Source organism: Streptomyces sp. NPDC093801, assembly GCF_040701585.1.
In the GTDB taxonomy this organism is placed as follows: Bacteria; Actinomycetota; Actinomycetes; order Streptomycetales; family Streptomycetaceae; genus Streptomyces.
On sequence record NZ_JBFBDP010000012.1, the window covers coordinates 114,248 to 139,736 of the forward strand.

The 25,489-nt window shown below is 72.5% G+C and carries 15 protein-coding genes; 7 read left to right on the forward strand and 8 right to left on the reverse strand.

The genetic code is table 11. The annotated features are described in order from the left end of the window. Positions 1-18: 18 nt before the first annotated feature. The 3 genes from AB0469_RS16010 to gmd form a co-directional block, all read right to left on the reverse strand. Positions 19-702, reverse strand: a complete 684-nt coding sequence (locus tag AB0469_RS16010; protein ID WP_366451989.1) for a hypothetical protein — start codon at positions 700-702, stop codon at positions 19-21. Positions 703-777: 75 nt separating this feature from the next. Further along, entirely contained in the window at positions 778-3,552 is a 2,775-nt protein-coding gene (locus tag AB0469_RS16015) for a LamG-like jellyroll fold domain-containing protein (RefSeq protein WP_366451990.1), read from the reverse strand. A gap of 246 nt (positions 3,553-3,798) precedes the next feature. After that, positions 3,799-4,812 (reverse strand): GDP-mannose 4,6-dehydratase, encoded by a 1,014-nt coding sequence (gene gmd / locus AB0469_RS16020; RefSeq protein WP_366451991.1) that lies wholly within the window; start codon positions 4,810-4,812, stop codon positions 3,799-3,801. Between the two features lie 134 nt (positions 4,813-4,946). Between gmd and AB0469_RS16025 the strand changes: the two genes are divergently transcribed. Beyond that, on the forward strand, positions 4,947-5,891 hold the full coding sequence (locus tag AB0469_RS16025) for a GDP-L-fucose synthase (RefSeq protein WP_366451992.1): 945 nt from the start codon (positions 4,947-4,949) through the stop codon (positions 5,889-5,891). A 16-nt stretch (positions 5,892-5,907) separates the two neighbouring features. On the opposite strand, the gene AB0469_RS16030 is transcribed toward AB0469_RS16025, so the two are convergent. Further along, entirely contained in the window at positions 5,908-7,395 is a 1,488-nt protein-coding gene (locus tag AB0469_RS16030; protein WP_366451993.1) for a sugar transferase, read from the reverse strand. 383 nt (positions 7,396-7,778) lie between these two features. Here AB0469_RS16030 and AB0469_RS16035 point away from each other — a divergent pair, with 383 nt between their 5' ends. Beyond that, positions 7,779-10,052 (forward strand): M4 family metallopeptidase, encoded by a 2,274-nt coding sequence (locus AB0469_RS16035; protein ID WP_366451994.1) that lies wholly within the window; start codon positions 7,779-7,781, stop codon positions 10,050-10,052. Positions 10,053-10,174: 122 nt separating this feature from the next. On the opposite strand, the gene AB0469_RS16040 is transcribed toward AB0469_RS16035, so the two are convergent. Continuing rightward, positions 10,175-10,678, reverse strand: coding sequence for a hypothetical protein (locus AB0469_RS16040; RefSeq protein ID WP_366451995.1), 504 nt, complete (start codon positions 10,676-10,678; stop codon positions 10,175-10,177). A gap of 192 nt (positions 10,679-10,870) precedes the next feature. Then, the gene (locus AB0469_RS16045; protein WP_366451996.1) at positions 10,871-12,592 is read right to left on the reverse strand and encodes an MFS transporter; all 1,722 of its coding nucleotides are present in this window, start codon (positions 12,590-12,592) and stop codon (positions 10,871-10,873) included. A 159-nt stretch (positions 12,593-12,751) separates the two neighbouring features. Here AB0469_RS16045 and AB0469_RS16050 point away from each other — a divergent pair, with 159 nt between their 5' ends. Next, positions 12,752-13,780 (forward strand): Lrp/AsnC family transcriptional regulator, encoded by a 1,029-nt coding sequence (locus tag AB0469_RS16050; RefSeq protein WP_366451997.1) that lies wholly within the window; start codon positions 12,752-12,754, stop codon positions 13,778-13,780. 6 nt (positions 13,781-13,786) lie between these two features. Here AB0469_RS16050 and glgP read toward each other — a convergent pair whose 3' ends face one another. Both glgP and AB0469_RS16060 read right to left on the reverse strand, forming a co-directional pair. After that, positions 13,787-16,426 carry an alpha-glucan family phosphorylase gene (glgP, locus tag AB0469_RS16055; protein ID WP_366451998.1) on the reverse strand — a complete coding sequence of 880 codons (2,640 nt, stop codon included), beginning with the start codon at positions 16,424-16,426 and terminating at the stop codon, positions 13,787-13,789. A 76-nt stretch (positions 16,427-16,502) separates the two neighbouring features. Continuing rightward, positions 16,503-17,357: a hypothetical protein gene (locus AB0469_RS16060; RefSeq protein WP_366451999.1), complete on the reverse strand. Its 855-nt coding sequence runs from the start codon at positions 17,355-17,357 to the stop codon at positions 16,503-16,505. Between the two features lie 497 nt (positions 17,358-17,854). Between AB0469_RS16060 and AB0469_RS16065 the strand changes: the two genes are divergently transcribed. The 4 genes from AB0469_RS16065 to glgB all read left to right on the forward strand — a co-directional run bounded on the left by AB0469_RS16065 (position 17,855) and on the right by glgB (position 25,468). Continuing rightward, a complete protein-coding gene (locus AB0469_RS16065) occupies positions 17,855-19,849 on the forward strand; it encodes an alpha-1,4-glucan--maltose-1-phosphate maltosyltransferase (protein WP_366452000.1) in 1,995 nt (664 codons plus the stop codon). Then, positions 19,846-21,552 carry a maltose alpha-D-glucosyltransferase gene (treS, locus tag AB0469_RS16070; RefSeq protein WP_366452001.1) on the forward strand — a complete coding sequence of 569 codons (1,707 nt, stop codon included), beginning with the start codon at positions 19,846-19,848 and terminating at the stop codon, positions 21,550-21,552. Before AB0469_RS16065 ends, treS begins: the two co-directional genes overlap by 4 nt. Positions 21,553-21,725: 173 nt before the next feature. Further along, on the forward strand, positions 21,726-23,159 hold the full coding sequence (locus AB0469_RS16075) for a maltokinase (RefSeq protein WP_366452002.1): 1,434 nt from the start codon (positions 21,726-21,728) through the stop codon (positions 23,157-23,159). Continuing rightward, positions 23,156-25,468, forward strand: coding sequence for a 1,4-alpha-glucan branching enzyme (gene glgB / locus AB0469_RS16080; RefSeq protein WP_366452003.1), 2,313 nt, complete (start codon positions 23,156-23,158; stop codon positions 25,466-25,468). Before AB0469_RS16075 ends, glgB begins: the two co-directional genes overlap by 4 nt. Positions 25,469-25,489: the final 21 nt, after the last annotated feature.

The following is a 25,489-nucleotide window of genomic DNA, read 5'->3' on the forward strand; positions in this document are numbered from 1 at the left end:
TCGTGGGGGTGGGGCGGTTCAGGCGGGGAGCCAGGCGTAGCAGTTCGTCGAGGTGAACTCCGCCGCGCCCGCGGGGATCGTCGCCGTGATGCGGTCGCCGGGCTTGGGCGGGGCTTCCGGGCCCGAGGCGAGGACAGCGCCGTCCTTGGACTTGGCCTCCCAGGTGCAGGTGGCGGTCTGGGTGAGGGCGCGGTAGGTGCCCGCGGCCGGGTTGGCGCGGGAGCCGTCGCCGAAGCCCTTCTGGGCCGCGTCCAGGACCGGCTTCTGGTCGGGGCAGAGGAAGGTGATCGCGTCCCTGGCGCCCGTCACCTCGCCCGAGGCGATCGACGCGGCCGCCGCGTCCTTGTCGCGCTTCGCGGTGCGCTCCACCCGCTGGCAGGTCTCCTGGCCTGTCTGGAGGACGGCGGCCGGGTCCGTCTTCTCCGGGACGCGGCCGCTCAGGTACTTCTTCTCGTTCTCCTTGAAGCTGCCCGTCTTCGGGGTGAGCTTCGCGTCCGGGAGGACCGGGCCCGCCGGCTTGGCGTTCGGGTCGGGGGCGGCCGACGGGCCCGCGTCCGCCGGGTCGGGGGCCGGTGACGCGGCCGGGGGCTTCGGCTTGGCCGGGCCCGCGTCGGCCTTGGTGTCGCCGGAGGAGCTGCATCCGGTCAGGGCCAGGGCGGAGACCAGGAGGAGGGCGGCGGTCGCCGCGGAGCGAACGTGCATCAGGGGCTCCCGAGGGACGAGAAGGCGTACGGGGCCCGGCGGTGTGAGCGCCGGGCCCCGTACGTCCTCAGGTGGTTACTTCTGGCCGAAGGTGAGGATCAGCTGCGGAGCGGCGTCCGCGGCGGTCGACTCCGAGGACCAGAGCCACAGCGCGTCGGTGCCCGTGCTGGTCAGGCCGAGGCTGTAGCTGCTGCCCAGCACCGCGGAGAGCGCGGTGGTGTCCAGCTCGACGCTCTGGAGGGCCGAGCCGTCCGGCACGCCCGCGATGCTGCCGAGCGGGGTGGTGCCGAGGGTGGGCTTGGTGGTGAACGTCGTGCCCGCGCCGCTCCAGGTGCCGGTGACCGGGACCACGGAGACGGTGTCGGTGGTGCCCGCACCGGTCTGCGTGGAGGTCTTGAACTGGAGCGAGGCGGCCTTCAGGACCTGCCCGGCCGGGGCGGCCGGGAGGGTGAAGCGCAGGTACGACTCGTACGCGGAGGTGCCGCGGACCGCGAGCTGCGTGGAGGTGCCGTAGGCCGTCGTCGGGGCGCCCTGGTTGATGTAGGTGTCCTCGGCCGCGGGGACCTTGGAGACCGTGTCGGTGGGTGCCTTGGCCAGGTCGTAGTGGGACTTGACCTGGGCCTGGGTGAGCGCCGTCGGGTAGACGGCCGTCTCGTCGATCTGGCCGGCGAAGAAGTTGCTGGTCGGACGGGTCGGCCAGCTGCTGAGGTTGTCCCCGCCCACGTGCCAGTAGCCGGCGTAGGGGGTGGAGTTGGTCGCGCTGTTGGTGCCCTTGTTCTGGCCGTCGACGTAGAGCGTCATGCCGCCGGGGCCCTGGGTGCCGACCACGTGGTGCCACTTGTTGTCGTTGTACGTCTCGAACAGCCCGGTGGAGATGGTCCGGGTCGAGCCGTTGTAGACGCCGAAGACGAGGCGGCCGGTGTTGGTCATGTACAGCTGCTTGTCGTAGGAGCCGCTGTTGTTGACCGTGTTGTTGCCGAAGCCGATCAGCTTGCCGCCGCGCGTGGTGTTGGTCTTGAACCAGGTCTCGACGGTGAAGCTGCTGCCCACGAACTGGCGGTGGTCGCTGTACACCTGCTGGCTGGTGCCGTTGAAGCCCATGGCCGTGCTGGTGCCGCTGACGGCGCCGGGGCTCTGGTTCAGCGCCGGGGCGTTGACCTGGATGCCGCTGGTGTTGCCGCCGTCGGAGGAGTCGGCCACGTACGGGCTGACGGTGTCGTCGTAGCGCCAGTAGAGGTTGGCGCCGTCGGCGCGGACCTTGTCCGGGTAGGCCTGGACGGAGGTCGGGACGGTCACGGAGGCGGTCGCCGACAGGGCGCTGGTGTTGCCGGCGCCGTCGGTCGCGGTGACCCGGTAGGTGTAGGACTGGCCGGCCTTGACCGTGGTGTCGGTCCAGGAGGCCTGCGGCCGCTCGAACTCCAGGGAGTCGGCGGTCATGGTCTGGATCGGGGTGGCCGAGCCGTTGCGGTAGATCCGGTACGTCAGCTTGCTGTCGTCCTGGTCGTAGCTGGTGCGCCAGCGGACCTGGACCTCGCCGGGCTTGGTGCCGGCGGCGCTGGCGACCGGGGTGGTGGGCGCGCCGACGTCACCGGTGTTGGCGAAGCGGGTCAGGCCCGCCTGCGGCTTGCCGTTGATCTGGGTGAACTCGCCGCCCACCCAGAGGTACTTGACACTGGACTTCTCGGCCACGGCCATGACGCGCGGGCCGATGCCCTCGCCGATGCCGTCGTTGGCGGTCGGGTGCCAGCCGAGCTTGCGCGGGCCGCGCACGAAGCCGTCCACGGGGGCGGGCGCGGCGCCGGTGTGGTCGGTCGGCTGGGCCATCAGGAAGTTGCGCTTGCCGTCGGGGAACTCCAGCTCGGTGGAGCAGTCGTGGCCGTGCGAGGCGCTGTAGAGGACGCCGTCGTACGGGAGCACGAACTGGGTCGCGCCGAGGCAGCGGTCGCGCCACTTCTCGTTGAAGTCGGTGTTCAGGCCGATGCGTCCGTCGAAGACGCCGCCGCCGGAGCCCTCGTTGGCGGTGTAGTAGCCCGTGGCGTCGGCGGCGATGTCCTTGACGACCGAGTTCGACGGGATGGTGGAGTAGGTCTTGGCGACCGCTCCGGTGGTGGCGTCGACGACGGCCAGGGCGTGCGAGTTGGAGCCGTTGACCGTGAAGAAGTCGCCGCCGAGCAGGACCTTCTTGCCGTCGTTGCTGACCTTGATGGCGCGGCCGGGCTCGTCGGCGTTGGCGGTGAAGGGCTTGAGGGCGCCGGAGGAGGCGTCCACCGCGGCGAACCGCTCGCGGGTCTGGCCCTCGACCGTGCCGAAGTCGCCGCCGACGTAGAGGGTGTCGTCGGTGACCTCCAGGGCGCGCACGGTGGCGGGCACGCCGGGGTGGAAGGAGGCCTTGGGGGTGCAGGTCTCGATGTCGACGGCCGCGAGGCTGGAGACCGGGGTGCCGTTGACGGCGCCGAAGTAGCCGCCCGCGTAGAGGGTCTTGCCGTCCTTGGAGACGGCCAGCGCGCGGACGGTCGCGGTGCCGTCGCCGACGGTGAACGCCAGCTTGCAGGAGGTGGGGTTGCCCGTGGCGGCGTCGAGCGCCACGAAGTTCACGGCTTCCTGCTCCGTGCCGCCGACGGCGTCGGGCGGGGTGACGGCCGAGAAGGTGCCGCCGGCGAAGACGGTGCCGTTCGCCTCGGCCATGGCGAAGACGACGCCGTTCGGCTGCCAGGTGGGCAGCTCGTCGGCGGTGAACGCCACCGGCGGCGTGAGGGCCGACGCCGCGGGCATCAGCACGACGCCCAGGCCGGTGCCGGCACCGGCCAGGGACAGGACGAGGGCAGCAGTCAGCCCTCTGGATCTACGCATGAACCCCCCAGGGCAATCGCCCGGTCTGATGGCTGGAACTGTACGAACAGCCATGTGTACCCGGCGCAGACTAGGACGCAGGCGAAGGCCCGGTCACCTCACTTGACCCACTGCATACCAACTTGGGATCAACAGGGTTCAGAACAGAGGGCGCACGAGGACATACGGCAGGTTTGCCCCGGTCAGGACCGCGGAGCATCGCGGACATGACCGAGACACGGCAAATCGTAGGCGAAATATACGGCCTCAGCGGTCGATACGGACGGTCGCGCCCGCCAGTTGGTCCTCGACCTGTCGGATGTCCGCGTCGACCATGATGCGGGCCAGTTCGGGCACGAGGACCGTCGGCTTCCAGCCGAGGATCTCCCGCGCCTTGGAGGCGTCGCCGATGAGGGCGTCGACCTCGCTGGGGCGCTCGTACTTGGGGTCGTAGCGGACGTGCTCGTTCCAGTCCAGGCCGGCGTGGGCGAAGGAGGACTCGACGAACTCCCGCACGGTGGCGGCGACTCCGGTGGCGACCACGTAGTCGGTCGGCTCGTCCTGCTGGAGCATCCGCCACATCGCATCGACGTACTCGGGCGCGTAGCCCCAGTCGCGGACGGCGTCGAGGTTGCCGAGGTAGAGGTGGTCCTGGAGGCCGGCCTTGATCCGGGCCACCGCGCGGGTGATCTTGCGGGTCACGAAGGTCTCGCCGCGGCGCGGGGACTCGTGGTTGAAGAGGATCCCGTTGACGGCGAACATGTCGTACGCCTCGCGGTAGTTGACCGTCGTCCAGTACGCGAAGACCTTCGCGGCGCCGTACGGGCTGCGCGGGTGGAACGGGGTGTCCTCGTTCTGCGGGGGCGGGGTGGAGCCGTACATCTCCGAGGACGAGGCCTGGTAGATGCGGGTGTCCACGCCGCTGGCCCGGATGGCCTCCAGCAGCCGCAGCGCGCCGAGTCCGGTGACGTCGCCGGTGTAGAGGGGCGCGTCGAAGGAGACCCGGACATGGGACTGGGCGCCGAGGTTGTAGACCTCGTCGGGGCGTATGTCGCGCAGCAGGTTCACCAGCGCCACGCCGTCGGAGAGGTCGGCGTGGTGCAGGACGAAGGAACGGTTCGCCGTCTGCGGGTCCTGGTAGACGTGGTCGATCCGCTCCGTGTTGAAGCTGGAGGACCGCCGCACGAGTCCGTGCACCGTGTAGCCCTTCGAGAGCAGGAGCTCGGCGAGGTACGAGCCGTCCTGTCCGGTGACGCCGGTGATCAGTGCGGTCTTGCCCATGGGTCCCCCTGGGGTCCGTTGTTGCTGTTGCGTGTGAGGCTGCGCCTCGGTGTGCGGTCTGTGTGGTCGGTGCGGCGGGCGGGACGCCGTAAGTCCGGGTCGGCGCGCGTCGGCGGACTGGCATCATCGGCGGTATGACTAATCCGCAGCCGCTCCTGCCCCCGCACGCCCGTGTCTTCGTCGCCGGACACCGCGGCCTGGTGGGCTCCGCGGTCGTCCGCCGCCTCACCGCCGACGGCCACGAGGTGCTCACCCGCGGCCGCGCCGACCTCGACCTGCGCGACGCCGCCGCGACGGAGGCGTACCTGAGGGACGTCCGCCCGGACGCCGTGGTGCTGGCCGCCGCCAAGGTCGGCGGGATCATGGCCAACAGCACCTACCCGGTGCAGTTCCTGGAGGACAACCTCCGGATCCAGCTCAGCGTGATCGGCGGGTCGCACGCCGCCGGTGTGGGGCGCCTGCTGTTCCTGGGCTCCTCCTGCATCTACCCCAAGCTCGCCCCGCAGCCGATCACGGAGGACGCCCTCCTGACCGGGCCGCTGGAGCCCACCAACGAGGCCTACGCGCTGGCCAAGATCGCGGGCATCGTGCAGGTCCAGTCGTACCGCAAGCAGTACGGCGCCTCGTACGTCTCCGCCATGCCCACCAACCTCTACGGCCCCGGGGACAACTTCGACCTGGAGTCCTCGCACGTGCTGCCCGCGCTCATCCGGCGCTTCCACGAGGCCGCCGCCGAGGGCCGCGAGGAGGTCACGCTGTGGGGCAGCGGCACCCCGCGCCGGGAGTTCCTCCACGTCGACGACCTGGCGGCCGCCTGCGCGGTGCTGCTGGAGCGCTACGACGGGGACGAGCCCGTCAACATCGGCTGCGGCGAGGACCTGACCATCCGGGAGCTGGCGGAGACGGTCGCCGAGGTGACCGGCTTCGAGGGGCGGCTCGCCTGGGACACGTCCAAGCCGGACGGGACCCCGCGCAAGCTGCTGGACGTCTCCCGCCTGACCGCGCTGGGCTGGAAGCCCGGCATCGGGCTGCGCGACGGCATCGCCTCCACCTACCGGTGGTGGCTGGAGCAGGACTGATCTCAACCCGGGCCCCTCAGTACGCTCCGCGGCCGTCGACGACGGCCCGGAGGGTACGGCCCATGACGTCGACATCGCTGGTGAAGGACCAGTTGTCCACGTACTGGAGATCAAGCTGAATCGTTTCGTCCCAGGAGAGGTCGGAGCGTCCGCTGATCTGCCACAGCCCCGTCATCCCGGGCCGTACCGTGAGCCGGCGCAGCTCGACCTCGCCGTACTCCGCCACCTCCTCCGGCAGCGGAGGGCGCGGGCCGACCAGGGACATGCTGCCCGTCAGGACGTTGAACAGCTGGGGGAGTTCGTCCAGCGAGGTGCGGCGCAGCAGCCTGCCCACCCGGGTCACCCGGGGGTCCCTGCGCATCTTGAACATCAGCCCGTCGTTCTCGTTGGACCCCGACAGCTCGGCCTTGAGGCGGTCGGCGTCCACCACCATCGTGCGGAACTTCCACATGACGAACGGGACCCCGTCGCGCCCGATCCGGCGCTGGCTGTAGAAGGCGGGGCCGCGCGAGCCGAGGCGGATGGCCAGCACGATCCCGAGGAACAGCGGTGACAGCAGGAGCAGTCCGGCCGCGGCCGCGACCCGGTCGAGCACCGACTTGAGCAGGGCCTGCGCCCCCCGCCGCACGGGCGGGGCGACCCGCAGCACGGCGAGCCCGCCGGCGGACAGGGTCTCCAGCCTCTTGACGGAGACCTCCACCAGGCCGGGGAAGACCGCCATCTCCAGCCCCTCGTCGTGCAGCGCCCACGCCACCCGGCGCAGCCGCTCCCCCGCGATCCGCGCCCCGGGCACCACCAGCACCAGGTCGGCGTGGTGGCTGCGGACGGCCCCGAGCACGGCGGCCGAGTCCTCGGCCAGGACCTCGGGCATCCGCGCGCCGAGCCGGCCCGCGACGGGCACCCCGCCCTCCAGGGAGCCCTCGCCGACCGGGAGCACGCCGACGACCACGTACGGGTGGTCGGTGCGCGCCGCGAGGTGCGCGATGACGTGATCGGCGGCGGCCGGCTCCCCGGCCACGAGCACCCGGCTGACGGCCTGGGCCGCGCGCCGGGCCGCGAACAGGTGACGGTAGATCAGTTTCCGGCAGGCGACGGTGACGAGCAGCGCCGGCAGCAGCGCCCCGAGGGCGGCCAGCCGCGGGGTGCTCTCCCCGGTGACCACCCGGGCGACGGCCAGGACGCCGATCAGAATCAGCCAGTCGTGCACCATCGGCAGCACACCGCGGGATTCTCCGAGCGCGCGGGTGGCGTAACGTCGGCGCAGCGCCTGCACGCCCGTCCACGCGAGGGCCGCGCCCAGGGCGCAGTACACCGGCCTGGCCTGCTGCGCCGCGTCGAAGACCAGGCCGACGGGAACGGCGGCGCCGGCGAAGTCGGCGGCCACGGCGGCGGGCAGGTACCAGCGGGCCTTGTCACCGATGCGCCGCGCTGGGGCGTCCAGGGGCCCGTCCGCATCCCCGGCCGCCGCGGCCACTCTTTGCGCAGGAAAATGGACATGCCTCATGGGCCCCCCTGGCACGTGGTCTATGTCGGTGGCGCTTGTCCGCTGCTTCCCCGGGCAACGAACATCTGTCGCACCGGGAAACAGTACGACAAACACCCGTACGGTAAATGCCGTTCGGGTGAACGACGCCTCTTGTTACCCAAGGGTTAGCAACCGGTACCAACCGTTCCACCACACGCGGACCCCCCTTGCACACAAAGGTGAATGGTCCGGATACCGGATACGTCTCTTCGGACAACGAACCGTTTCCAGCCAACCTTTTGATGTGGCCCTGACATCGGACACTCCAGGTGGCACTCTCTGATCCGTTCATCGCACAGCCCTGATCTGCCCGGAGGCCCACCCAGCCATCCGGAACCCCCCCCTTGCAGAAGGAGTCTGCGTTGAGTCCCACCCCCCAGCGGCGTGCCACCGCGGCCGGCGCACTCGTAGCTGCGGCTGCCCTGGTCGCCGTAGGTATGCAGGCCGGTACCGCCACCGCCGCCGCCGACGCCACCGCGTCGCAGGCCCGCACGGCCGCCCAGCCCAACCCGGGCGCGGCCAACCTCGTACTCAGCGCTTCGGAGCGTGCGACGCTCATCAGCGAGGCCAACTCGACCACCGCGCAGGCCGCCAAGGCGCTCGGCCTCGGCAGCGGCGAGAAGCTGATCGTCCGTGACGTGTCCAAGGACGCCGACGGCACCACGCACACCACCTACGAGCGGACCTACGACGGCCTGCCCGTGCTCGGCGGCGACCTGACCGTCCACGCCAAGGGCGGCGTCACCAAGAGCGTGACCAAGGCGACCCAGCACGAGATCAAGGTCGCGGACACCAACGCCACGGTCAGCACCACCGCCGCGGAGGGCCAGGCGGTCTCCGCCGCCAACTCGGCCGGCTCCAAGCAGTCCAAGGCCGACAAGGGCGCCCGCAAGGTGATCTGGGCCGGCTCCGGCGTCCCGGTCCTCGCCTTCGAGACGGTGGTCGGCGGCCTCCAGGACGACGGCACCCCGAGCCGGCTGCACGTGATCACCGACGCCAAGACCGGCGCGAAGATCACCCAGTGGCAGGCCGTCGAGACCGGCACCGGCAACACGCAGTACAGCGGCCAGGTCACCCTCGGCACCACCCAGTCCGGCAGCAACTACACGCTGACGGACGCCGGGCGCGGCGGCCACAAGACCTACAACCTGAACGGCGGTTCGTCGGGCACCGGCACGCTCTTCAGCAAGACCACCGACGTCTGGGGCAACGGCCTGCCCTCCAACAAGGAGACGGCCGGCGCGGACGCCGCCTACGGCGCCCAGCTGACGTGGGACTACTACAAGAACGTCCACGGCCGCAACGGCCTGCGCAACGACGGCGTGGCCCCCTACAGCCGGGTCCACTACGGCAACGCGTACGTCAACGCCTTCTGGGACGACTCCTGCTTCTGCATGACCTACGGCGACGGCGAGGGCAACAACAAGCCCCTCACCTCCATCGACGTGGCCGCCCACGAGATGACGCACGGCCTGACCTCGGTCACCGGCAACATGACCTACAGCGGTGAGTCCGGCGGTCTGAACGAGGCCACCTCCGACATCATGGCGGCGGCCGTCGAGTTCTGGGCCAACAACCCGACCGACGTGGGCGACTACCTCGTCGGCGAGAAGATCGACATCAACGGCGACGGCAGCCCGCTGCGCTACATGGACAAGCCGAGCAAGGACGGCGCGTCGAAGGACGCGTGGTACTCGGGCATCAGCTCGATCGACGTCCACTACTCCTCGGGTCCGGCCAACCACTGGTTCTACCTGGCCTCCGAGGGCTCCGGCGCCAAGGTCATCAACGGCGTGAGCTACAACTCGCCGACCTCCGACGGCCTCCCGGTCACCGCGATCGGCCGTGACGCCGCCGCGAAGATCTGGTTCCGCGCGCTGACGGTGGGCTACTTCAAGTCGACCACCAACTACGCCGACGCCCGCGTCCAGACCCTGAAGGCCGCGGCCGACCTGTACGGCCAGGGCTCCGCCACGTACAACAACGTGGCCAACGCCTGGGCCGCCATCAACGTCGGCCCGCGCATCAACGACGGGGTCACCGTCACCGCGATCCAGAACCAGACCACCCAGGTCAACACCGCGGTGAGCCTCCAGGTCCAGGCGACCAGCACCAACCCGGGCGCCCTGACCTACGCGGCGACCGGCCTGCCGGCCGGCCTGTCGATCAACTCCTCGACCGGTCTGATCTCCGGTACGGCGACCACCACGGGCACGTCCAACGTGACCGTCACCGTCACCGACTCGGCGAGCAAGACGGGCACCGCGTCCTTCACCTGGACCGTCGGGACCTCGCAGCAGAACGTGTTCGAGAACACGACCGACTACGCGATCAACGACAACGCCACGGTCGAGTCCCCGATCACGGTCACCCGCACGGGCAACGCCCCGAGCACCCTCAAGGTGGACGTCAACATCCTCCACACCTACATCGGTGACCTGAAGGTCGACCTGGTGGCCCCCGACGGCACCGTCTACAACCTGCACAACCGTGCCGGTGGCAGCGCCGACAACATCATCAAGAGCTACACGGTGGACGCCTCCTCCGAGGTCGCCCAGGGCGTCTGGAAGCTGCGCGTGAACGACAACGCCAGCTTCGACACCGGCAAGATCGACAGCTGGAAGCTCACCTTCTGACCCCTCGGGCCAGGCAGTGAACCACGGCTGAACCGCTGAAACCACGGGGCCGCCCGGGGAGGAATCCTCCCCGGGCGGCCCTGTCCCGTGTGCCCCTGCGGCGCGGGGCCGCGGGCGGTGGATCAGCCGAGTGAGCGGCGGGCCGCGTCGATGAAGGCCCGGTCGAACACGACGCGGTCCTTGCCGCGCTGCTGGCGGGGGCGGGCGCGGTCCTCGTCGCCCCAGTCGTCGTCGCGGTCGTGGCGGCCGTGGTGGTGGTCGTCGGTCGGCTTGAGGAAGACGGAGCGGGCGTTCAGGTCGTGCGCGCGCTCGCCCGGCCGCAGCACCTCCTGGGCCTCGCCGCCGCAGCTGTTGTCGCGGAAGACGAGGGCCAGCGAGTCCGTGTCGTTCTGCACCGCGAAGGCCGCCCGGTTGCGGCTGGTGCCCGTCAGGCGGTAGCAGGTGTCGTTGTCGGCCGGCTCGATCGTGCCGTGGCGGACGTCGCCGTCGTCGTCCGTGAAGCGGTAGTGGATCTCGCCGAGGGTGCCGTGGTCGTGGTCGTGGGCCAGGGCCTGGCCGGAGGTGGGGAGGACCAGCGCGGCGGCGAGGAGGGCGGTGGCGACTGTGGCTGTGGAGCGGAGGCGCATGGGGGGTCCGTTTCTCGCGGGGGCGTCCGCGAGGCAGCCTAGGCACCGGCGGGGCGGCGGGCCCGGTGCCATACGCCATCCGTTCGAAGGTTCACCCTCCTGCCCCGCCGCCCGCCGCTGCGCCGGGCCGGGTCCCCTCCCCGCCCTTCGCCCGTTCCCCGGGCGCCGCCCGGACCCGCGCAGCGGCAGGCCCTACGCCGGCCGGCCCGGACGGGTCGGCTCGACGACCGGGGCCGGGGCCGGGGCCGGAACCTGGGCCGGGGCCTGAGCCGGGGCCTGGGCCTGGGCCTGGGCCTGGGCCTGGGCCTGGGCCTGGGCCTGAGCCGAGGCCGGGGCCTGGGCCTGAGCCGAGGCCGGGGCCGGGGCCGAGGCCGGGGCCGGGGCCGAGGCCGGGGCCGGGGCCGGGGCCTGAGCCGAGGCCTGGGCCGGGGCCTGGGCCTGGGCCGGAACCTGGACGGCGGCCGGGGCCGCCGGGCGGGGCATCAGGAGGAGGACCGTCAGGCCGCCCGCCAGGCCCAGCGCGCCCGAGACCGCGAAGGTCTCCCGCAGCCCGCTCGCGAAGGCCGCGTCCACCCAGGCCCGGGCCCCGGGCACGGCCTCCAGCAGCCGGCCGGCCCCGCCGGCGGCCAGGGCGTCGGCGGTGCCGGCGGGCCGCCCGTCGAGCCCGTCCGCCAGCCCGGCCTGGAACACGGCGCCCAGCACCGCGATGCCCAGGGCCGTGCCCAGCTGCCGCGAGGTGTTCAGCACCCCGCCGGCCATGCCCGCCCGCGCCGGGGGCACCGCCCCCATGGCGGCGGCGGCCAGCGCCGGCATCGACACGCCCACCCCGACCCCGGTCAGCGCCAGCCCCGGCACCAGCGCGGGCCAGCTGTCGCCGGCGTCGAGCATCCAGGCCTGCAGCAGCGCTCCCCCGCCGATCAGCAGCAGCCCGCCGCCGATGGTCAGCCGCGCGGAGACCCCGTGCAGCAGCCGCCCGGCCGCCGCCGCGACGACGAAGGCCGCCAGGCTCATCGGCACCAGCGCCAGACCGGCTCCCACCGGGGTCATGCCCTCGGCGGATTGCAGCCACAGGGAGACGTACATCAGGTACGAGAACGCCGCCCCCGAGGTCAGCAGTCCGGCGGTCATCACGGCCACGAAGGCCGGGCTGCGGAAGAGCGAGAGGTCCAGCATCGGGCGGGAGCCGCGCAGCTCGACGAGGACGAAGCCGGCGAAGGCGACGGCCGCCAGGGCGAACAGCCCGAGGGTCGCGGGCGAGCCCCAGCCGTCCTCGCCGGACCGGATCAGCGCGTAGGTCAGGGCCCCGGCCCCCACGGTGAAGGTGGCCATGCCCGGGAGGTCGAGCCCCTGCGCCCGCGGGTCGCGGGACTCCGTCACCGCCCTGAGGGTCACGAACACGGCCAGGGCGCACAGGGGCAGGTTGATGAAGAAGATCCAGCGCCAGCCGAAGTGCTCGGTGAGCAGCCCGCCGACGATCGGCCCGGCCGCCGCGGCGGCGCCGTTGACCGCGCCCCACACGCCGAAGGCCACGCCGCGGTCGCGGCCCTGGTAGGAGGCGCTGAGCAGGGCCATGGAGGTGGCGGCCATCGCCGCGCCGCCTATGCCCTGGACGGCGCGGAAGGCGATCAGCGCACCCGGTCCGTCGGCCAGGCCGCAGACCAGGGAGGCGGCGGCGAAGACCACGAGCCCGCCGAGGTAGACCCGGCGGCGGCCGATCCGGTCGGCGAGCGATCCGGAGCCGAGCAGCAGGGCAGCGAGGGCGAGGGCGTAGATGTCCATCACCCACTGGAGCCCCGAGAAACCGGTGTGCATGTCGGCGGCCATGTCCGGGAGGGCGACGGTCACGATCGTGACGTCGACCAGGAGCATGAACGCCCCGATGCACACCGCCGTCAGGGGCAGCCATTTGCGCATGGGGATTCTCCTCTGGTTCTTCCGAGCCGGGGTCGTCGGTGCCCGGCGTTGGGTCTTCTCTGCGGTCGCCCCACCGTGGCAGCGGAGACCCGAATCACCCACCCGGAAGACCGGTTCCGCAGGATTCCGGTCGTTGACGCACCTGGAATGATGGAAACCATGCACCTCACGAACCGCGGGGAGCGGCCCACCGAGCTGGACGCCTTCGACCAGGCCCTCGCCCAGGCGCTGTCCATCGACGGCCGGGCCCCCTTCAGCCGGCTGGCCGAGGTACTGGAGGTCTCCGACCAGACGGTGGTGCGCCGCTACCACCGGCTGCGCGGGAACGGCCTGCTCCGGGTCGTCGGCCTGCCCGTCGGCGGCCGGGTCGGGCTGTTCGAGTCCTGGGTGCGCGTCCAGTGCGCCCCGGACGCGGCGGTCGCGGTGGCCGAGGCGCTGGCCCGCCGGCCCGACATCGCCTGGGTGACCCTGAACTCGGGCGGTACGGAGATCCACTGCATGACCCGGGCCCGGACCCGCGAGGACCGGGACGCCCTGCTGCTGGAGAAGCTGCCGCGCACCCGCCGGGTGACCGCCATCAGCGCCCACACGGTCCTGCGCAAGTACATCGGCGGCCCCGGGGTCTGGGCGGCGCTGAAGGGGCTGCGCCCGGACCAGGTCGAGGCCCTGCGCCCGCCGCCGCCCGCGCCGGAGTACGAGGAGGCGCGCTACACCCTCGACGGGGCCGAGCTGGCGCTGCTGGCGGTCCTGCGTCAGGACGGCCGCGCCGGCTACCCGGAGCTGGCGCGGGCCTCGGGCCTGTCGGAGTCCACGGCCCGGCGCCGGCTGGAGCGGCTGCGGGAGTGCGGGGCGGTCTACTTCGACGTGGAGGTCATCCCGGAGCACCTCGGCTACGAGGCGGACGCCTCCCTGCTGCTGACCGTGCCGCCCGCCCGGCTGGCGGAGGTGGGGGCCGCGCTGGGGAGCCATCCGGAGGTGCCGTTCGCGGCGGCCATCACCGGGGCGGCGAACCTGCTGGCCGTGGTGGTGTGCCGGGACACCGACGCGCTGTACACGTACCTCACCGAGCGGATCGGCGCGGTGCCCGGCATAGGGCAGGTGGAGGTCATCCCGAACCTGCGGACCCTCAAGCGGGCCGGGATGCTGGTCGAGGACGGGCGGCTGGTCGACCCGCCGCCCGCCCCCTGACCCGGGTCAGCGCAGCAGGACGCCGCCGGTCGCCGTGTCGGCGTCCACCGGGCCCGCGACCAGGCCCAGTTCGGCCGGGGTGGCCAGCATCGGGTGCGTGGGCAGGACCCGTACCGTGTAGCCGAAGGGGCCGGTCCGGTCGAGGGCGAGGGGGCCCTCGTAGACCCAGCGCCCCTCCAGGTCGGGACCGGCGGCGGGCTTGAGCGGGAAGGCCCGCCCGTCCTTGATCACGTCCTCGGAGTCGACCCGGCCCGCGACCGCCTGCACCTCCACGTCGTCCGGCGCGAGCGCGTCGAGCGCCACCCGCACCCGCAGCGTGAGGGTGGCCCCCAGCTCGGCGGTGCCTCCCACCGGCGTGGCGGCGACGGCCTCCACGTGCTCGACGGCCACCCGCGGCCAGGCCGCCCGCACCCGGCCCTTCCACCAGGCCAGGTCCCGCGCCGCGTCGGCGGTGAGGGCGCGGTGCGCGAGCGCCGCCGGGGCGTAGAGCCGCTCCACGTACTCCCGTACCATCCGCCCTGCGAGCACCTTCGGGCCCAGGGACACCAGGGTGCGCCGGACCATCTCGATCCAGCGGTCGGGCAGCCCGGTGCGGCCGGCCCGGTCGTAGAAGCGGGGCGCGACCCGGTTCTCGATCAGCTCGTAGAGGGCGGCCGCCTCCAGGTCGTCGCGCCGCTCCTCGTCCGTGCCGAGCCCGTCGGCGGTGGGGATGGCCCAGCCGAAGTCGGGCTCGAACCACTCGTCCCACCAGCCGTCCAGCACCGACAGGTTGAGGCAGCCGTTGAGCGCGGCCTTCATGCCGCTGGTCCCACAGGCCTCCAGCGGCCGCAGGGGGTTGTTGAGCCAGACGTCGCAGCCCGGGTAGAGCTTCTGCGCCATGCCCATGCCGTAGTCCGGCAGGAAGACGATCCGGTGCCGCACGCGCGGGTCGTCGGAGAAGCGCACCAGCTCCTGGACGAGCCGCTTGCCGCCGTCGTCCGCCGGGTGCGCCTTGCCCGCGACGACGATCTGCACCGGGCGGTCCGGGTCCAGCAGCAGGGCGCGCAGCCGCTCGGGGTCGCGCAGCATCAGCGTGAGCCGCTTGTACGAGGGGACCCGCCGGGCGAAGCCGATGGTCAGCACGTCCGGGTCGAGGACGCTGTCCACCCAGCCGAGCTCGGCGTCGGCGGCCCCGCGCTGCTTCCAGGAGGCGCGCAGCCGGTCGCGCACCTCCTGGACCAGCTGCTCGCGCAGGGAGCGCCGTACGTCCCACACGTCCTGGTCGGCGATCTGCGCGACGGCGTCCCAGCGGGTGGAGCCGCCGACCGCGAGGGCGTCCTCGGTGCGCCCGGCGCCGATCTGGCGGGCGCCGAGCCGCATGACCTCGGGGGCGACCCAGGTCGGGGCGTGCACCCCGTTGGTCACGGAGGTGATGGGTACGTCGGCCGGGTCGAAGCCCGGCCAGAGCCCGGCGAACATGCCGCGGCTGACCGCGCCGTGGAGGGTGGAGACCCCGTTGGCGCGCTGGGCGAGTCGCAGGCCCATGACGGCCATGTTGAACACCCCGGGGTCGCCGCCGGGGTAGGACTCGGCTCCGAGTTCCAGGATCCGGTCGACGGGCACGCCGGCCAGCTCGCCGCCCTCGCCGAAGTGCCGGGCGACGAGGGAGCGCTCGAAGCGGTCGATGCCGGCGGGGACGGGGGTGTGGGTGGTGAAGACGGTTCCGGCGCGGACCGCTTCGAGGGCGGCGTCGAAGCCCAGGCCCCGCTCCCCTTCCAGTTCCCTCATGCGTTCGAGGCCGAGGAACCCGGCGTGTCCCTCGTTGGTGTGGAAGACCTCGGGTTCGGGGTGGCCGGTGATGCGGCAGTAGGTGCGGACGGCCCGGACGCCGCCGATGCCGAGCAGCATCTCCTGGAGGAGGCGGTGGTCGCTGCCGCCGCCGTAGAGCCGGTCGGTCACCTCGCGGGCGCCGGCGTCGTTGTCCTCGACGTCGGAGTCGAGCAGGAGCAGCGGGACGCGGCCGACGCGGGCCTGCCAGATGTGCGCGTGCAACGACCGTCCGCCGGGGAGGGTGAGGGTCACGCGGGCGGGGGTGCCGTCCTCCTGGCGGAGCAGGGCGAGGGGCAGTTCCTGGGGGTCGAGGACCGGGTAGTGCTCCTGCTGCCAGCCGTCGCGGGAGAGCGACTGGCGGAAGTAGCCGTGCCGGTACAGCAGGCCGACGCCGACGATGGGGACGCCGAGGTCGCTGGCGGCCTTGAGGTGGTCGCCGGCGAGGATCCCGAGCCCGCCGGAGTACTGGGGGAGGGCGGCGGTGATGCCGAATTCGGGGGAGAAGTAGGCGATGGCGGCGGGCAGCCCGCCACTGTTCTCGTGGGTCTGGTACCACCTCCCGCCGTGGACGTAGTCGTCGAGGTCGGCCACAGCGACGGCGAGCCGGCGCAGGAAGCGCCGGTCGGCCGCGAGTTCGGCGAGCCGGGTGGCGGAGACGGAGCCGAGCAGCCGGACGGGGTCGCCGCCGGCGGCCTGCCAGCCCTCGGGGTCGACGGATTGGAAGAGTTCGCGGGTTTCCGTATGCCACGACCAGCGCAGGTTGCGCGCGAGTTCGGCGAGTGGCATGAGCGGCTCGGGGAGGACGGGGCGCACGGTGAATCGACGGATAGCCTTCACGTGTTCCACCTTCGCAGGGGATGACGGATCGGAGCGGCCGCACCACGCTGTGCAGGCGCGCAACGCCCCCGGAAGGCTACTGCCGGATGCGGTCCCCGGGCGGCCGTTCGTCCAACAGGTCGTCCAGATACGGGCGCAGCGAGGGCGGCAGGGCCGCGCGTTCGAGGCCGCGCAGCAGGGCGAGGACCGGGAACGAGACGAAGACGGCCAGCCGGAGCACGGCGTGCAACTCGCCCTCCAGGGCCTCCGGGTCGGTTTCGGCCGCGGCGGCCCGGGCCAGGGCGGCGCAGAGCCGGCGCCCGGCGTCGTCGTCCCAGGAGTCGGGCCAGTCGCAGGCCTCGGCGGCGGCCAGGCGGCGCACCCGGGGGTCGGGCGAGAGGAGCCCCTGGACGCACTCCCGCGCGCGGGGGTCGACGTCGAGGCGGTCCCACTCCTGCAGCCCGCGCGCCCCGGTCCCGGAGAGCAGGACCCGGGCGGTGCTGCCGGCGTCCAGCCGGTCGACGGCCCGCCCGTAGAGCTCGATCCGCTCCAGCACCACCCACGCCCCGTCGGTGGTGCGCAGCCGCGACCCGGTGCGGGGCGCCCCGCGCAGGCAGCGGACCACGGCGAGGGTGGCGGCCCCGCCGGGGGTGACGGGGGCGGAGACCTGGAGCCGGCCGGCCCGCGCGAGGAGGCGTTCCAGGGCGGGCGGCGCGGGCCAGAGCAGTCCGAGCCGCTGGAGCCCGAGGTCGCTGATCCCCGCCTCGACGGCGACGAGCGCGCCGACCTGCGCCTCCAGCGCGGCGGGGTCCTCCTCCACGCAGGCGGCCTCGACGAGCACTCCGGCCAGTTCCGCCTCCGCCCCGGGACCCCACACCGCCCCGCTCACCCACCGCGCGGCCCCTTCCCGCTGCCGGGGGTCGGGATGCACGAGCTGCTCGGTCAGACCCATGCCGCGCATTCTCGCGCGGATCACGCCCCCGGGTGACCCCTTCCGAAGTGCTGAAACACCGTCAGCCTCCGGTGCGGGCGATCGGGCCCGGGCCCGCGTCCCGGTGCCCTCGCGGGGCGCGGGGGGCCGGTGGGGCACGGGGTGCGGGGGTGTCACGCCGGACCTCACCTGGTCCCCGCCGACTTGACGGAGCCTCGGCCGATGTCGACCAGGGGCTTGGGGAATCGGGCGCTCCCTACGTACGAGTAGTTAACCGACAGCACGGATTGGGCGCTGTGGGATTGGGAAGGGCTCAGCGGGTACACGCGGTACACGCACGGCGCACCCTCCCCCGACCTTCTCCCGCCACCCGAGTGAACGCGGACAGGAGCGGCCATGCCCGCAGCCCAGCCGTCTTCCGAGCGGCTAGAAACAGAGCGAACAGAGCGTGCACTACCAGCCGTGATTCCGGCTGGCCCGTCACCGAGCCCTGCGAACTGCCTTCAGGTGATCCCATCATGATCGGTCGCATTCCCGTGCTGGACGTCCGCCCCGCCGTCGACTGCGGTGCCAGACCCGCCAAAGCGGTGGTGGACGAGGTCTTCGAGATTTCCGCCACCGTCTTCCGCGAGGGGCACGACGCCGTTTCCGCCCATGTGGTCCTGCGCGATCCCAGCGGGCGGCTGCGCCCGCCCGTCCCGATGCGCGAGCTGGCCCCCGGTACCGACCGGTGGGGGGCCCGCGTCTCCGCCGAGACCGAGGGGAGGTGGACGTACACCGTCGAGGCGTGGAGCGATCCGGTCGCGACCTGGCGGGCCCACGCCGCGGTCAAGATCCCGGCCGGTCTCGACACGGACCTGACGCTCCTCGAAGGCGCCGAGCTCTACGAGCGGGCCGCCGCCAAGGTCCCCAAGCGCGACGGGCGCGAGGCCGTGCTGGCCGCCGCGGACGTGATGCGCGACGAGGACCGGCCCGTGGAGGTGCGCCACGCGGCCGCGCTCGCCCCGGCCGTCGACGCGGCGCTGGCCCGGCGCCCGTACCGGGAGCTCGTGACCTCCGCGAAGGCGCTGCCCCTGCTCGTCGAGCGCCGGAGGGCCCTCTTCGGTTCCTGGTACGAGATGTTCCCCCGCTCCGAGGGCGCCGTGGTCGAGCCCGGCTCGACCCCCGTGAGCGGCACGTTCCGGACCGCCGCCGAACGGCTCCCGGCCATTGCCGCGATGGGCTTCGACGTGGTGTACCTGCCGCCGGTCCACCCGATCGGGTCGACCTTCCGCAAGGGTCCCAACAACACCCTATCGGCGGGAAGTTGGGATCCGGGCGTGCCGTGGGCCATCGGCTCCCCGGAGGGCGGGCACGACGCCGTCCACCCCGATCTGGGGACGCTGGAGGACTTCGACGCCTTCGTCGCACGGGCCCGCGAGCTCCGGATGGAGATCGCCCTCGACTTCGCCCTCCAGTGCTCCCCGGACCACCCCTGGGTGGAGAAGCACCCGGAGTGGTTCCGCCACCGCGCCGACGGGACGATCGCCTACGCCGAGAACCCGCCGAAGAAGTACCAGGACATCTACCCGATCCACTTCGACACGGACATGGCCGGGATCATCGAGGAGACCTGCCGGATCCTGCGCCACTGGATGGACCACGGGGTCCGGATCTTCCGCGTCGACAATCCGCACACCAAGCCGGTCGTCTTCTGGCAGAAGGTGATCGCGGACATCAACAAGACCGACCCGGACGTGATCTTCCTGGCGGAGGCCTTCACCCGGCCGGCCATGATGCGCGCCCTGGCCTCGATCGGCTTCCAGCAGTCGTACACGTACTTCACCTGGCGCAACACCAAGGCCGAGCTGACCGAGTACCTGACCGAGCTCTCCGGCACCCGCTCGGCCTCCGTGATGCGGCCGAACTTCTTCGTCAACACGCCGGACATCCTCCACGCGTACCTCCAGAAGGGCGGCCGCCCCGCCTTCGAGGTCCGGGCGGTCCTCGCCGCCACCCTCTCCCCGACCTGGGGCGTCTACGCCGGATACGAGCTCTGCGAGAACGAGCCGGTCCGCGAGGGCAGCGAGGAGTACCTGAACTCCGAGAAGTACGAACTGCGCCCCCGCGACTGGGCGGCGGCCGACCGCGAGGGCCGCTCCATCGCCCCGCTGATCACCACCCTGAACCGGATGCGCCGGCGCAACCCCGCCCTCCAGCAGCTGAGGGACATCCACTTCCATTCGACCGACAACGAACAGGTGATCGCCTATTCGAAACACGCGGAGGGCAATTCCGTACTGGTGGTCGTCAACCTCGATCCGCACCACACCCAGGAGGCGACGGTCTCGTTGGACATGCCGGTACTCGGCCTCGACTGGCACGGGTCCCTCGCGGTGCGCGACGAGCTCACCGGCGAGACCTATCACTGGGGCAGGGCGAACTACGTGCGCCTGGAACCGGGCCGTACGCCCGCGCACGTCCTGGCCGCCCTGCGACCGTCCCCGCCCACCGGAGGGTCACCCACCACATGATGATCAACGATCCCGTCCACGACACCTTCGAGGACACCCCCGCCAAGGACCGCGACCCCGACTGGTTCAAGCGGGCCGTCTTCTACGAGGTCCTCGTCCGCTCCTTCCACGACAGCAACGGCGACGGCGTCGGGGACCTCAAGGGGCTCACCCAGAAGCTGGACTACCTCCAGTGGCTGGGGATCGACTGCCTCTGGCTGCCGCCGTTCTTCGCCTCGCCGCTGCGCGACGGGGGCTACGACGTCTCCGACTACACCTCGGTGCTCCCCGAGTTCGGGGACCTCGCCGACTTCGTGGAGTTCGTGGACGCCGCGCACGGCCGCGGCATGCGGGTGATCATCGACTTCGTCATGAACCACACCAGCGACCAGCACGAGTGGTTCCAGCAGTCCCGCAAGGACCCGGACGGGCCCTACGGGGACTACTACATGTGGGCCGACAACGACAAGCAGTACCAGGACGCCCGCATCATCTTCGTCGACACCGAGACCTCGAACTGGACCTACGACCCGGTCCGCAAGCAGTACTACTGGCACCGCTTCTTCTCGCACCAGCCGGACCTCAACTTCGAGAACCCGGCCGTGCAGGAGGAGATCATCTCCGCCCTGCGGTTCTGGCTGGACCTCGGCATCGACGGCTTCCGCCTGGACGCCGTGCCCTACCTGTACGCCGAGGAGGGCACCAACTGCGAGAACCTGCCCCGCACCCACGCGCTCCTCAAGCGGGTCAGAGCGGAGATCGACGCGCACTACCCGGACACCGTCCTGCTCGCCGAGGCCAACCAGTGGCCCGAGGACGTCGTGGACTACTTCGGGGACTACGCGACCGGCGGGGACGAGTGCCACATGGCCTTCCACTTCCCGGTCATGCCCCGCATCTTCATGGCCGTGCGCCGCGAGTCGCGCTACCCCGTCTCCGAGATCCTGGCCAAGACCCCGGCGATCCCGGACCGCTGCCAGTGGGGCATCTTCCTGCGCAACCACGACGAGCTGACCCTCGAAATGGTCACCGACGAAGAGCGCGACTACATGTACGCCGAGTACGCCAAGGACCCGCGGATGCGGGCCAACATCGGCATCCGGCGCCGGCTGGCCCCGCTCCTGGACAACGACCGCAACCAGATGGAGCTGTTCACCGCCCTGCTCCTGTCCCTGCCCGGCTCGCCCGTCCTGTACTACGGCGACGAGATCGGCATGGGCGACAACATCTGGCTCGGCGACCGCGACGGGGTCCGCACGCCCATGCAGTGGACCCCCGACCGCAACGCCGGTTTCTCCTCCTGCGATCCGGGAAGGCTGAACCTGCCGGTCATCATGGATCCGGTCTACGGGTACCGCGTCACCAACGTCGAGGCCGCGATGTCCTCGCCCTCCTCGCTGCTGCACTGGACCCGCAGGCTGATCGAGGTCCGCAAGGCGAACCCGGCCTTCGGCCTCGGCTCGTACACCGAACTCCCCTCGTCCAACCCGGCCGTCCTCGCGTTCCTGCGCGAGTTCGGGGACGACCTGGTGCTGTGCGTGCACAACTTCTCCCGCTTCGCACAGCCCACCGAGCTGGACCTGCGGTCGTTCAACGGGCGGGTCCCGGTGGAGCTCACGGGCGACGTGCGCTTCCCGCCGATCGGTGAATGGCCGTACCTGCTGACGCTGGCGGGCCACGGCTTCTACTGGTTCCGCCTGCGCCGGGAACAGCCCGGTCTGTAGGCCAGTCGCGCGAACCTGCGCGCCACCGGAACGGGGCGGGCACTCCAACGGGTCAACGCCCGCCCCTGTACGGAGCATCCTGACCCGACACTCGCACTTACCGGAGAAGCAACTGCCGCACATCCGGGACACTCTGCGCATTCTGTGACGGCCCGGGGAAAGGACGCGACGCCATGTCGGAGGCTGCATCCGCCCGGAGCCGGCTGGCGGCCGACCGGGCCGCCGGGATCGGCCCGCTCGAACCGATGCTGAGGGAATGGCTGCCCGCGCAGCGCTGGTTCGCGGGCAAGGGACGCGGGATCGGCCGGCTCAGGGCCGTCTCGGCGGCCGAACTGCTGCCGCCGGGCTCCGTCCCCGGACTGCTGCACCTGCTGCTCGACGTGGACGGGGACTGCTACCAACTGCTCCTGGGCATCAGGCCGTCCCCGCTGCCGCCCGCCCTCGCCCCCGCCCTGATCGGCCACCCCCGGTCCGGCCCGTACGCGGGCAGGGCGGTGTACGAGGCCCTGGGCGACCCGAGGCTCGCCGCCATGCTGCTGGAGCGGCTGCGCTCCCCCGGCACCCTGGGGCCGCTGCGCTTCGACCGGGACCCGGACGCCCCGATCGACGCCGGTCTCACCCCCCGGCCGCTGTCCGGGGAGCAGACCAACTCCTCGCTGATCTACGGGGACGCGTACATCCTCAAGGTCTTCCGCCGGGTCGGCCCCGGGATCAACCCGGACCTGGAGCTGCCCAGAGCCCTGGCCGCCGCCGGCTGCGCCCGCGTGCCCGCGCCGGTCGCCTGGTACGAGGCCGCGCCGGGCGGCGGAGAACCGTTGACCCTCGGCGTGCTCCAGCCCTACCTGCGCGGCTCCGACGACGGCTGGCAGCTGGCCCTGCGCCGGCTCGGCGCCGGCGCCGACTTCACCGCCGAGGCGCACGCCCTGGGCCGGGCCACCGCCGAGGTGCACAGCGCCCTGGCCGACGCCCTGCCCACCCTGGCCCTGGGCCCCGAGCAGACCGCCCGGCTCGCCGCCGGGATGACCGCGCGGCTGGCCGCCACCGCCCGCGAGGTGCCCGCGCTGCGGCCCTACGAGGCCGGGCTGCGCGGAGCCTTCGACGCCCTGGCCGCCTCCCGGGGTGCCGGGGTGCCCGCCCAGCGCATCCACGGGGACCTGCACCTGGGCCAGACCCTGCGCACGGCCGACGGCAGCTGGGCGCTGATCGACTTCGAGGGCGAGCCCGCCCGCCCCCTGGCCGACCGCCGCCGCCCCGAACCGGCCGTCCGCGACGTCGCCGGGATACTGCGCTCCTTCGACTACGCCGCCCGCTCCCACCGGCCCTTCGCCCCCGCCTGGGCGGACGCCTGCCGGGCCGCGTTCTGCGAGGGCTACGCCCGCACCACCGGCCGCGACCCGCGCGAGGACCCGGTCCTGCTGCGCGCGTACGAGACCGACAAGGCGGTGTACGAGGCCCGCTACGAGTTCCGGCACCGCCCCGACTGGCTGCACGTCCCGATGGCGGCGATCCGCCGGCTGTCGGCGCCCGAGCGCCCGGCCCACCGCATGCCCCCGCCCGTACCCGGCTCCACCCCCCACCCGAAGCCCCCGAGGAGGCCGCTCGCGTGAGCGCCGCACGACAGCCGTCACCGACCGTCCGAGAGGAAGCCGCCCCCGACGCGGCCCCGACGCCCGCGCCGAAGACGGCGGCCCGGCCGCCCGTACCGAGGGGGTCGCGGGCCCGTCGCGCCGCGCCGCCCCACGGGGTCCGGCCGGCCGCCGCGCTGGACGCGGGGGAACGGGCCCGGCTGCTGGAGGGCCGCCACCACGACCCGCACGCACTGCTCGGCGCCCGCGCCCAGCGGGGCGGGGTGGCCTTCCGGGTGCTGCGCCCCTACGCGAAGGCCGTCACGATCGTGGCGAAGGGGCTGCGGGCCGAGCTCTTCGACGAGGGGGACGGGCTGTTCTCCGGGCTGCTGCCGCTGACCGGGGTCCCGAACTACCGGCTGCTGGTGACCTACGACAGCGACGAGATCGAGGTCCACGACCCGTACCGGTTCCTGCCCACCCTCGGCGAGCTGGACCTGCACCTGATCGGCGAGGGCCGGCACGAGGAGCTGTGGACGGCCCTCGGCTCGGAGGTCATGGAGCACCAGGGGGTGGCCGGCACCCGGTTCACGGTGTGGGCGCCGAACGCCCAGGGGGTGCGGGTCACCGGGGACTTCTCCTGCTGGGACCCGGTGGCGTACCCGATGCGCTCGCTGGGCTCGACCGGGGTGTGGGAGCTGTTCCTGCCGGGGGTGGGCGAGGGGGCCCTGTACAAGTACGACGTCACCCGTCCGGACGGGGAGCACACCCTGCGGGCCGACCCGATGGCCCGGTACGCGGAGGTCCCGCCGGCGAACGCCTCGGTGGTCACCGCCTCCCGCTACGAGTGGGGGGACGCGCGGTGGATGGCCGCGCGGGGGCTGCGCCCGGCGCACCAGTCGCCGATGTCGGTGTACGAGCTGCACCTGGCGTCCTGGCGGCCGGGGCTGAGCTACCGCAGCCTGGCCGAGCAGCTGCCCTCGTACGTCAAGGAGCTGGGCTTCACGCACGTGGAGTTCATGCCGGTCGCCGAGCACCCCTTCGGCGGCTCGTGGGGCTACCAGGTGACCGGCTTCTACGCGCCGACCTCGCGGCTGGGCACCCCGGACGACTTCCGCTTCCTGGTGGACTCGCTGCACCGGGCGGGGATCGGGGTGATCGTCGACTGGGTGCCGGCGCACTTCCCGCGGGACGCGTGGGCGCTGGCCGAGTTCGACGGGCGGCCGCTGTACGAGCACCAGGACCCGCGGCGGGCCGCGCACCCGGACTGGGGGACGCTGGAGTTCGACTACGGTCGCAAGGAGGTCCGCAACTTCCTGGTGGCCAACGCCGTGTACTGGTGCCAGGAGTTCCACGTGGACGGGCTGCGCGTGGACGCGGTGGCCTCGATGCTGTACCTGGACTACTCGCGCGGCGAGGGCGACTGGTCGCCGAACGAGCACGGCGGCCGGGAGGACCTGGACGCGGTGGCGCTGCTCCAGGAGATGAACGCGACGGTGTACCGGCGCTGTCCGGGAGTGGTGACGATCGCGGAGGAGTCCACGGCCTGGGACGGGGTGACGCGGCCGACGGACTCGGGCGGGCTGGGCTTCGGGCTGAAGTGGAACATGGGCTGGATGCACGACACGCTGCGGTACGTGTCGAAGGAGCCCGTGCACCGCAAGTACCACCACCACGACATGACCTTCGGGATGGTGTACGCGTTCAGCGAGAACTACGTGCTGCCGATCTCGCACGACGAGGTGGTGCACGGCAAGCGCTCGCTGGTGTCGAAGATGCCGGGCGACTGGTGGCAGCAGCGGGCGACGCACCGGGCGTACCTGGGGTTCATGTGGGCCCATCCCGGCAAGCAGCTGCTCTTCATGGGGCAGGAGTTCGCACAGGGTTCGGAGTGGTCGGAGACCTACGGGCCGGACTGGTGGGTGCTGGACTCCTCCTACCCGGCGGCCGGGGACCACCGGGGGGTGCGGGAGCTGGTGCGCGACCTGAACCGGGCGTACACGGCGGCGCCGGCGCTGTGGGAGCGGGACTCGGTGCCGGAGGGCTTCGCCTGGGTGGAGGCGGACGCCTCCGACGACAACGTGTTCGCGTTCCTGCGGTACGGACACGACGGCTCGCAGCTGCTGTGCGTGTCGAACTTCTCCCCGGTGGTCCGGCACGGGTACCGGATCGGGGTGCCGGACGAGGTGCCGGCGTGGCGGGAGGTCCTCAACACGGACCTGGAGGTGTACGGAGGGAGCGGGGTCCACCACGGCCGTCCGCTGCGCCCCGAGCCGGTGCCGGCCCAGGGCCGCGCGAAGAGCCTGCGGCTGACGCTCCCGCCGATGGCGACGGTCTGGTTCAGGCCCTGAGTACGCGGGGGCCCTCGCCAC

Coding starts and splice junctions, on each gene's coding strand:
- AB0469_RS16010 (WP_366451989.1), bottom strand. CDS start 702: ATGCACGTTCGCTCCGCGGCGACCGCCGCCCTCCTCCTGGTCTCCGCC.
- AB0469_RS16015 (WP_366451990.1), bottom strand. CDS start 3,552: ATGCGTAGATCCAGAGGGCTGACTGCTGCCCTCGTCCTGTCCCTGGCC.
- gmd (WP_366451991.1), bottom strand. CDS start 4,812: ATGGGCAAGACCGCACTGATCACCGGCGTCACCGGACAGGACGGCTCG.
- AB0469_RS16025 (WP_366451992.1), top strand. CDS start 4,947: ATGACTAATCCGCAGCCGCTCCTGCCCCCGCACGCCCGTGTCTTCGTC.
- AB0469_RS16030 (WP_366451993.1), bottom strand. CDS start 7,395: ATGAGGCATGTCCATTTTCCTGCGCAAAGAGTGGCCGCGGCGGCCGGG.
- AB0469_RS16040 (WP_366451995.1), bottom strand. CDS start 10,678: ATGCGCCTCCGCTCCACAGCCACAGTCGCCACCGCCCTCCTCGCCGCC.
- AB0469_RS16045 (WP_366451996.1), bottom strand. CDS start 12,592: ATGCGCAAATGGCTGCCCCTGACGGCGGTGTGCATCGGGGCGTTCATG.
- AB0469_RS16050 (WP_366451997.1), top strand. CDS start 12,752: ATGCACCTCACGAACCGCGGGGAGCGGCCCACCGAGCTGGACGCCTTC.
- AB0469_RS16060 (WP_366451999.1), bottom strand. CDS start 17,357: ATGGGTCTGACCGAGCAGCTCGTGCATCCCGACCCCCGGCAGCGGGAA.
- AB0469_RS16065 (WP_366452000.1), top strand. CDS start 17,855: ATGATCGGTCGCATTCCCGTGCTGGACGTCCGCCCCGCCGTCGACTGC.
- treS (WP_366452001.1), top strand. CDS start 19,846: ATGATGATCAACGATCCCGTCCACGACACCTTCGAGGACACCCCCGCC.
- AB0469_RS16075 (WP_366452002.1), top strand. CDS start 21,726: ATGTCGGAGGCTGCATCCGCCCGGAGCCGGCTGGCGGCCGACCGGGCC.